The sequence below is a fragment of the Thermodesulfobacteriota bacterium genome, from assembly GCA_040756475.1.
GTDB lineage: Bacteria > Desulfobacterota > Deferrisomatia > Deferrisomatales > JACRMM01 > JBFLZB01.
Window position 1 is genome coordinate 1 of sequence record JBFLZB010000238.1, and the last position, 6369, is coordinate 6369.

7 protein-coding genes are annotated in these 6369 nt (G+C 72.6%); 6 read left to right on the plus strand and 1 reads right to left on the minus strand.

The window, feature by feature from the left end; all coding sequences use genetic code 11:
• From AB1578_21330 to AB1578_21345, 4 genes are all read left to right on the plus strand, one after another.
• Window positions 1–357, plus strand: a 357-nt coding sequence (locus tag AB1578_21330) for a TlpA disulfide reductase family protein (protein MEW6490440.1), incomplete at its 5' end; no start/stop codon positions are given.
• Window positions 358–446: 89 nt separating this feature from the next.
• Window positions 447–1289, plus strand: coding sequence for a Fe-S cluster assembly protein NifU (gene nifU / locus AB1578_21335; protein MEW6490441.1), 843 nt, complete (start codon window positions 447–449; stop codon window positions 1287–1289).
• A complete protein-coding gene (gene nifS / locus AB1578_21340) occupies window positions 1289–2473 on the plus strand; it encodes a cysteine desulfurase NifS (GenBank protein ID MEW6490442.1) in 1185 nt (394 codons plus the stop codon). The genes nifU and nifS overlap by 1 nt, the downstream gene beginning before the upstream one ends.
• A 7-nt stretch (window positions 2474–2480) precedes the next feature.
• Window positions 2481–3101 carry a hypothetical protein gene (locus AB1578_21345; protein ID MEW6490443.1) on the plus strand — a complete coding sequence of 207 codons (621 nt, stop codon included), beginning with the start codon at window positions 2481–2483 and terminating at the stop codon, window positions 3099–3101.
• Window positions 3102–3150: 49 nt separating this feature from the next.
• Here the strand turns inward: AB1578_21345 and recQ are convergent, their stop codons facing one another.
• The gene (gene recQ / locus AB1578_21350) at window positions 3151–4983 is read right to left on the minus strand and encodes a DNA helicase RecQ (GenBank protein MEW6490444.1); all 1833 of its coding nucleotides are present in this window, start codon (window positions 4981–4983) and stop codon (window positions 3151–3153) included.
• A 186-nt stretch (window positions 4984–5169) separates the two neighbouring features.
• Between recQ and AB1578_21355 the strand changes: the two genes are divergently transcribed.
• A complete protein-coding gene (locus AB1578_21355; protein ID MEW6490445.1) occupies window positions 5170–5868 on the plus strand; it encodes an AzlC family ABC transporter permease in 699 nt (232 codons plus the stop codon).
• Entirely contained in the window at window positions 5865–6200 is a 336-nt protein-coding gene (locus AB1578_21360; protein MEW6490446.1) for an AzlD domain-containing protein, read from the plus strand. Before AB1578_21355 ends, AB1578_21360 begins: the two co-directional genes overlap by 4 nt.
• Window positions 6201–6369: the final 169 nt, after the last annotated feature.

The window sequence follows — 6369 nt, forward strand, 5'->3', positions numbered from 1 at the left end:
CAGCTCCTCTACTTCTGGAGCCTCTACTGCGACCCCTGCCGCCGGGAGTACCCGGCGGTGGCCGCGCTGGGCAGCCGCTACCGGGACCGGGGCCTCGAGACCTTCTCGGTCAACGTGGACTCCGCCCGCCTCCTGCCCCGGGTGCGGCGCTTCGCCGAAACCCAACCCACCCTGCCGTGCCTCCTGGACGACCCGGAGGCGCAGGGCGGCCCCCTGGCGGGCGCCCTGGGGGTGCGGGTCACGCCCACGGTCGTGCTCCTGGGACCCGGCGGGACGGTGCTCTACGCCCAGTCCGGCACGGGGGACCTGGCGGGGGCGGAGGACAAGCTCCGGGAGCTCTTCGGGGCGGATCGGTGATTTTGACACTCCCTGCGCACCCTTGTTAGATTGCCGCGGCTGTTCCCGTGCCAACGTCCGGCGGCGCCGCCGGCGGGGAGATTGCTCTGATGTGGGACTACACCGACAAGGTCAAGGATCACTTCTTGAACCCGCGCAACGTGGGAAAGATCGACGACGCCGACGCCGTGGGCGAGGTGGGGAGCCTGGCGTGCGGCGACGCCCTGCGGCTGTTTCTCAAGGTGGAGAACGAGCGGATCGTGGACGCCAGGTTCCAGACCTTCGGGTGCGGCAGCGCCATCGCGTCGAGCTCGGCGCTCACCGAGATGGTCAAGGGCAAGACCCTGGACGAGGCGCTCCTGGTGACCAACCGCGACATCGCCGAGTTCCTGGGGGGCCTGCCCAAGGAGAAGATGCACTGCTCCGTCATGGGGCGCGAGGCCCTGGAGGCGGCCATCAACAACTACCGGGGCATCGAGACCACCCAGCACGAGCTCGAGGGCGAGGTGGTGTGCGAGTGCTTCGGGGTGACCGACGCCCAGATTCGCAGGGCCGTCGAGGAAAACGACCTCAAGAGCGTGGAAGACGTGACCCACTACACCAAGGCCGGGGGCGGCTGCGAACGGTGCCTGCCCGACATCGAGCGGCTGCTGGCAGAGGTGCGGGGCGCGCGGGAAGCCCGGCCCGCCCCGGCGGCGGCGGCGCCCCGAAAGCTCACCAACCTCCAGCGCATCCAGCTCGTGCAGAAGGTCATCGACGAGGAGATCCGGCCCAGCCTCCAGGCCGACGGGGGCGACCTGGAGCTGGTGGACGTGGACGGCACCACCGTGTACGTGAGCCTGCGGGGCACCTGCACCCACTGCCCTTCGAGCCAGCTCACCCTCAAGGGGGGCGTGGAGGCCCGGCTCAAGGAGATCGTCGACCCCGAGCTCCAGGTGGTGGAGGTGCAGTGATGGCGGAAATCTACCTCGACAACAACGCCACCACCCGGGTCGATCCCGCGGTCTTCGAGGAGATGCGGCCCTACTTCTGCGAGCTCTACGGAAACCCCTCGAGCATGCACACCTTCGGCGGGCAGGTGGGCGGCAGGCTCGCCGAGGCGCGGGAGCGGGTGGCAGCGCTCCTGGGGTGCGAGCCCGTGGAGATCCTGTTCACCTCCTGCGGTACCGAGGGAGACAGCACGGCCATGCGCTCCGCCCTGGAGGCCCAACCGGAGAAGCGCCACCTAATAACCACCAAGGTGGAGCACCCGGCGGTCCTGAACCTGGCCAACCACCTGGTGAAGAAGGGCTACCACCTGACCCTGCTCGGGGTGGACGCCGAGGGCATGATCGACCTCGACGAGCTGCGGTCGAGCCTCAGGGACGACACGGCCCTGGTCTCCCTGATGTACGCCAACAACGAGACCGGGACGATCTTCCCCATCCAGGCCGCCGCCGAGCTGGTAAAGAGCCGGGGCATCCCCTTCCACACCGACGCCGTCCAGGCGGCGGGAAAGCTTCCCCTCGACCTGCGCACCCTGCCGGTGGACTACCTGGTGCTCTCGGGCCACAAGCTCCACGCTCCCAAGGGGGTGGGAGCCCTCTTCGTGCGGCGGCGCACGCCGTTTCGGCCCTTCCTCATCGGCGGCCACCAGGAGCGGGGCCGCCGGGGCGGCACCGAGAACGTCCCCGGGATCATCGCCCTGGGCAAGGCCTGCGAGCTCGCCGGCGCCCACCTGGCCGAGGAGAACACCCGGGTGCGGGCCCTGCGGGACCGCCTGGAGCAGGGGCTGCTCGCGGCCATCCCCGACGCCCGCCTGAACGGCCACCCCACCGAGCGCCTGCCCAACACCTCGAGCCTCGCCTTCAAGTTCGTGGAGGGGGAGGCGATCCTGCTCCTCCTGGACCAGAAAGGTATCTGCGCCAGCTCCGGCTCCGCCTGCACCTCGGGGAGCCTGGAGCCCTCCCACGTGCTGCGGGCCATGGGGGTGCCCTTCACCTATGCACACGGCTCCATCCGCTTCAGCCTCAGCCGCTTCACCACCGAGGCCGAGGTGGACGCCGTGGTGGCCGAGCTGCCCCGGATCATCGAACGGCTGCGGGCCATCTCCCCGTTCCGGGAGGACGACGCCCCCACCGCCGTGTGCACCTGCTGAGGAGCCCGTGGACCTTCACCTTCAGGGCCTGGACCGCCTCGAGAGCAAGATGGACCGCCTCAAGCGAGAGTACGACCTCTTCCTGGCAGGCCGCCGCCGGGGTGAGCCCGTGGCCCTGCGCGACGAGGTCCAGCGGGAGGTGCTGGCCCTCACCCGGCACCCGTGGCCGTCCACGGCGGCGCGGTTCCGGGCCCGAACCCTGGCCCACCGCTTCCAGGCCTTGGAGGTTCAGGTGCGCCACCTCGCCGAGATGCGGGCGGCCCGAAAGGCCAAGGCCGAACCCGAGCCCCCGGAGGCGGCCGAGGTGCTCTTCGACCGCGCCTGCCTGGAGGAGGGCGCGCTCCTGGAGCGCTACGTGAAGCGTCTGCACCGGTCGGTGGCGCGGCTCGTCCCCGCCGGGGAGCTCCCCGACCCTGCCGTACTGCGCCAGCGCATCGAAGCCGAGGTGCGCCGCCAGCTTCGGGAGCCCGGGGTGGCGGGCGTTCGCTTTCGGGTCGAGGCGGGGGAGCGCGGCGCGCGCATCCGGGGGGAGGTCGTCCGGGAAGCGCCCCCGCGGCCTGCGGACCCCAAGCCGGCGGAACAGGGCCCCGCCCCCGCTCCCTCGGAGGGTGGGGCCGAACGCGGCTGACCCTCCCCTTCCTCGTCGCCGTCCCGTTCCCCCGGGAGTGGACGCCGCATCAGGACGTCCAGAGCGCCTCCAGGAAGGCGTGACCGTACCGGGCCAGCTTCTTTTCCCCCACGCCGGGAATCCCGGCCAGCTCCGCGAGGGTCGCGGGGCGCCGGTCGGCCATGGCCCGCAGGGCGGTGTCGTGGAAGATGACGTAGGGGGGCACGTTCTGGGCCCGGGCGAGCTCCAGCCGCAGCGCCCGCAGCCGCTCGAAGAGCGCCGCGCCGGCCGCATCGGCGGGTGCCCCGCCCGCCGGGGGGATCCCCCGGGTCTCCGCCCCCCGCGCCGCCCGGCGCGCCTGCCGGGTCTTCCTGGGCCGCACGGGATCGCGGCGCAGGAGCACCCGCTCCGCCCCCCGAAGCACCGCGCGGCTCTTCTCCGTGAGGCGCAGCGCCCCGTGGCTCTCGTGGTCCACCCGGGCGTAGCCGGCGGCCGCGAGCTGCCGGAAGGCCGAGCGCCAGCCCGCCTCGTCGAGCTCCGAGCCGATCCCGAAGGTGCTCACCCGGTGGTGTCCCCACCGCTTCACCCGCTCGGTCTCGCGCCCCAGGAGAACGTCGATCAGGTGGACCACCCCGAACCGCTGGCCCGTGCGGAAGACGCAGGAGAGCGCCTTCTGGGCCGCCACGGTGCCGTCCCAGGTCTCCACGGGCTCCAGGCAGGTGTCGCAGTTGCCGCAGGGCTCGGGGAGCTCCTCGCCGAAGTAGCGCAGGAGCACCTGGCGCCGGCACCGGGCGGACTCGCAGTATCCCAGCAGGGCGTCGAGCTTGCGGCGCTCCAGGCGCTTGTGGGCCTCGTCCGCGTCGGAGGCGGCGAGCATCTGCCCCAGCAGCGCCACGTCCGCCAGGCCGTAGCACAGCCACGCGTCGGAGGACAGGCCGTCGCGGCCCGCCCGCCCGGTCTCCTGGTAGTAGCCTTCGAGGCTCTTGGGCAGGTCCAGGTGTGCCACGAACCGCACGTTGGGCTTGTCGATCCCCATGCCGAAGGCCACGGTGGCCACGACCACCACCCCCTCCTCCAGCACGAACCGCTCCTGGTGGGTCCGACGCACCGCCGGGTCGAGCCCGGCGTGGTAGGGCACGGCCCCGAAGCCCCCGGCGCGGAGCCACGCGGCCGTTTCTTCCACCTTGCGGCGCGAGAGGCAGTAGACGATTCCGGCATCGCCGGGGTGCTCGGCTTGCAGGAACCCCAGGAGCTGGTCCCGGGGCTTGACCTTGGGCACCACGCGGTACCGAATGTTGGGCCGGTCGAACCCGGCCACGAACGGGACCGCACCCTCCAGGCGCAGGCGCGCGGCGATGTCGGCCCGGGTGGGGGCGTCGGCGGTGGCGGTGAGGGCGAGCCGGGGTACCCCGGGGTAGCGCTGCGCCAGGACGCCCAGCCCCAGGTACTCGGGGCGGAAGTCGTGGCCCCACTGGCTCACGCAGTGGGCCTCGTCGATGGCGAAGAGCGCGAGGGTTGCCCGGTCGAGGAGCGCCAGGAACCGGTCGGTGAGGAGCCGCTCGGGCGCCACGTAGGCGAGATCGAGCTCGCCGCGCACCAGGGCTGCTTCGGCCAGAGCGGCCTCCCCCGGGGAGAGGGAGGAGTTGATGGCTGCCGCCCGCACCCCGAGCTGGGTGAGGGCGTCCACCTGGTCTTTCATGAGGGCGATGAGGGGGGAGACGACGATGCCCACCCCGGGCCGCACCAGGGCCGGGATCTGGTAGCACAGGCTCTTCCCTCCCCCGGTGGGCATGAGCACCAGGGCGTCGCCCCCCGCGACCACCCGGCGGATCACGGCCTCCTGGTGCCCCCGGAAGGCGGGGTAGCCGAAGACCGTGCGCAGGAGGTGGAAGGGGTCGGGCATGGGATCGGGGGCTAGGGGCCAGGGGTCAGGAGCCAGGGGAACAGGGCACCCGGCACCCGGCACCCGGCACGCGAAACGCGACAGGAGGAGACGCTACCACGGGGTGAGCGGCCTTGCCAACGGGGCCGGGGTTTGAGAAAAGGGCGGGGAGCGCGTCCCCACACCCTGGCCGGAACTCCCGTGAAGATGACCGCCGCCCAGTGCCTGACCCTCTGCCGCGACGGCCTGCGCGCGGCCTGGCCCATCTGCCTCGGCTATACGCCGGTAGGTCTGGCCTTCGGGGTGTTGGCCCAGAAGGCGGGGCTCGCGCCCTGGCAGGTGGGGCTCATGTCGGCCGTGGTCTTCGCCGGGAGCTCCCAGTTCATCGCCGTGGCCATGCTCCAGGCCGGGGCGGGCATCGCCTCGATCGTCGCCACCACCTTCGCAGTGAACCTGCGCCACGCCCTCATGAGCTCGTCCATGGCCGTGCCCCTGGCCGGGGCCCGGCGCCGGTTCCTGGCGCTCTTCGCCTACGGGCTCACGGACGAGAGCTTCGCGCTGAACTCCTCCCTCCTCCGGGAGCGGGCGGGGTGGGACCGCTATCGGGCGCTCGTCCTGAACCACGCGGCCAACCTCGCCTGGATCGCCGCGACCGTGGCGGGGGCCTACGCCGGCCAGTTCGTCCCTACGGGGGCGTTGGGCATCGACTACGCCCTCACCGGGATGTTCCTGTGCCTGCTGGTCTTCCAGCTCCGGAGCCCGAGCCACGTCCTGGCGGCCGCCCTCGGGGGCGCCGTGGCCCTCGGGCTCTACCTGGCGTTTCCGGGAAACGCCTACATCGTGCTCGGGGCAGCGGCCGGGGCCACCGGGGCACTGGCGGCCCGGCGGCGGGGAGCGCGTCCGTGAGCCCGGCGTGGAGCACGGGGGAGTACCTCTTGCTGCTGGGGGGCATGGGGCTGGTTACCTACCTGCCCCGGGCGCTGCCGCTGCTCGTGCTCTCCCGCCGGCGCCTCCCGGAAGGGCTCGTCGCGTGGCTCGGCCTCATCCCCGCGGCGCTGCTGGCGGCCCTCGTCGTCCCGTCGCTGCTCGCCTCCCCCGAGCCCCGGGCCCTGGATCTGGCCCGCCGGGAGCTGTGGGTGGCGCTGCCGACTCTCGCGGTGGCGTGGAAGACCCGTTCTCTGGGAGGGACCGTCGTGGCGGGAATGCTGCTGTACTGGCTGGCGGGTGTGTTGGGGTGAGGTGCGCCGCGGGTTCGAGCTGAACGCTGACGGCTGACCGCTAGTCCACCCCCAGGAAGGGGTAGCGGCGCAGCTCTTCCCGGGTCCAGAGGGAGAGGCCCGCCCGGCCGCCCACGGTCTCCACCGCCACCACCGCGTCGGGGTCGTCGAAGGTGATGCGGCCGGGGCG